Below are 1576 nucleotides of genomic sequence, written 5' to 3'. Positions count from 1 at the left end.
TAGATTGCATCTTCACTCATCTCTGAGCTATCCAAGCCAAAGGACTGAGTAAGGAATAACTGTCGCGGCTCCCCCTCCAAACGATCAGCTAGACGAACAATAAGTTCTTGTGTCCCTATCTCAGGTATTGCTATACATGGGTTTGACTTTGCGTATGACATCTTAAGTACTGCAAACTCCTTTTTGTTTGTTGCTACTTCATAAGTTTCACGACTTATATCTCGTTCGTTTATCAAGCAGCAGCTGCTAACCGGCCTTAATGCTGGCAAACCATCTAACGTATTCTGCGGTTCATCGAATACATATATCTCTTTCTCCAAGTCTAGCTTTTGCATCTGCGCCAACAGTTCTCTTATTTTCATTTCTATATCCCATTAATCTATTTGGACGAAACAACGAGCCCTAAGAAAAGCTCGTTATTACTTTTATCCTGCAACCTATTGAGCTACGTTCCTTGCAGATAAGCTAAACCACAAACCGAACAGCGCAAGCCATACCATCGTCATTCCCATTCCCTTAACCAAAGTCGCTTGCAAGGTAAACTCTCCGCCATAAACGATTCCCATCGTTGATAGCCAAAAGTTAATACCCGCGAATACCATCAGAGCAGACCAGGCATACAAAAGATACTTTGATACTTTTTTCATAACTGCCTCCTTATAGCTGTGATGACTCGTTTGATTGCTTTCGTCGTCTTTCGGCTTCGCTCTGTGAATTAAAAGTACGCATAAAATCATCACGAATGTAGTTCATAGACATCGTAAAACTCATGTGTGGCGCATCTAGGGTGATTTCCGTTTCACCATCGCGATAAGTAGCGCTCTTGTTCCCAACAAACGGGATTTTCTCGCTCACTTTCTGATACTTGCCTCCGATCGCACTCTTTAGATAATTAAACTTAGATTTTGGAAAATCAGTTAACACCGCAACCAATACACCTTTTCTATCAAAAATCGTTGTGACTTCTTGTAGCCCGTCAAAATCAATACTTGAAGGAGGTACTGAATACATACTGCCATTGCTGTATTTATTCGTTCCGGTATGTTGAACGTTGTAGAGCGTCTTAATTTGTTCCTCGGTTGTTTTGCCTAACTCCATCCCGAAGATTACTGGGTCAGCTAAGACTGCCGTGCTGCTTAATGCGGCTGCGAGTGCAAGCCCTTTTGCTAGGTAATTATTTTTAAATCGTGTGGATTGAGTGGTCATTGTTATTTCTCCTTCGTCGTAAATTGAGAATGCATGATCGGAGAAATATCATTTTTTAAAAACGGACATCAGGAGGACAAAGAAAGAATCCTTACCTGTTAGTGTGAAAAACTAGAGGTAAATGTAGTGGCACACTAATTTTGGCCACCTAATTAGAGGTGATATTATCACCATCAACTAACTAGGTATCAAAATGAGCAAACGAACAAGACCAACATACTCTCCAGAATTTAGACTCGAAGTTGCACAAGAAGTTGTTGATAAAGGGCGCAGTGTCCGAGATGTCGCGGATAGCTTAGGCCTTGGTAAGTCCACGGTCGATAAATGGGCGCGACAATTAAAAGAAGAACGAAACGGTAGGTTGTCGAGT

Annotated in this window: 4 protein-coding genes; 1 reads left to right on the top strand and 3 read right to left on the bottom strand. The window is 41.6% G+C overall.

The window, feature by feature from the left end:
* The 3 genes from A3756_RS17945 to A3756_RS17935 all read right to left on the bottom strand — a co-directional run.
* Positions 1-362, bottom strand: a 362-nt coding sequence (locus A3756_RS17945) for a hypothetical protein (RefSeq protein ID WP_156490574.1), incomplete at its 3' end; no start/stop codon positions are given.
* 75 nt (positions 363-437) lie between these two features.
* Positions 438-647, bottom strand: coding sequence for a hypothetical protein (locus A3756_RS17940; RefSeq protein WP_068508084.1), 210 nt, complete (start codon positions 645-647; stop codon positions 438-440).
* A 10-nt stretch (positions 648-657) separates the two neighbouring features.
* Entirely contained in the window at positions 658-1206 is a 549-nt protein-coding gene (locus tag A3756_RS17935; RefSeq protein ID WP_197470092.1) for a hypothetical protein, read from the bottom strand.
* Positions 1207-1399: 193 nt separating this feature from the next.
* Here A3756_RS17935 and A3756_RS29300 point away from each other — a divergent pair.
* Positions 1400-1576 (top strand): transposase (locus A3756_RS29300; RefSeq protein ID WP_156490573.1); only part of this gene is annotated, 177 nt, incomplete at its 3' end.

The organism is Oleiphilus sp. HI0086, assembly GCF_001635225.1.
The sequence above is the reverse complement of the archived record's forward strand: the minus strand, read 5'-3'. Positions and strand labels throughout refer to the sequence as shown.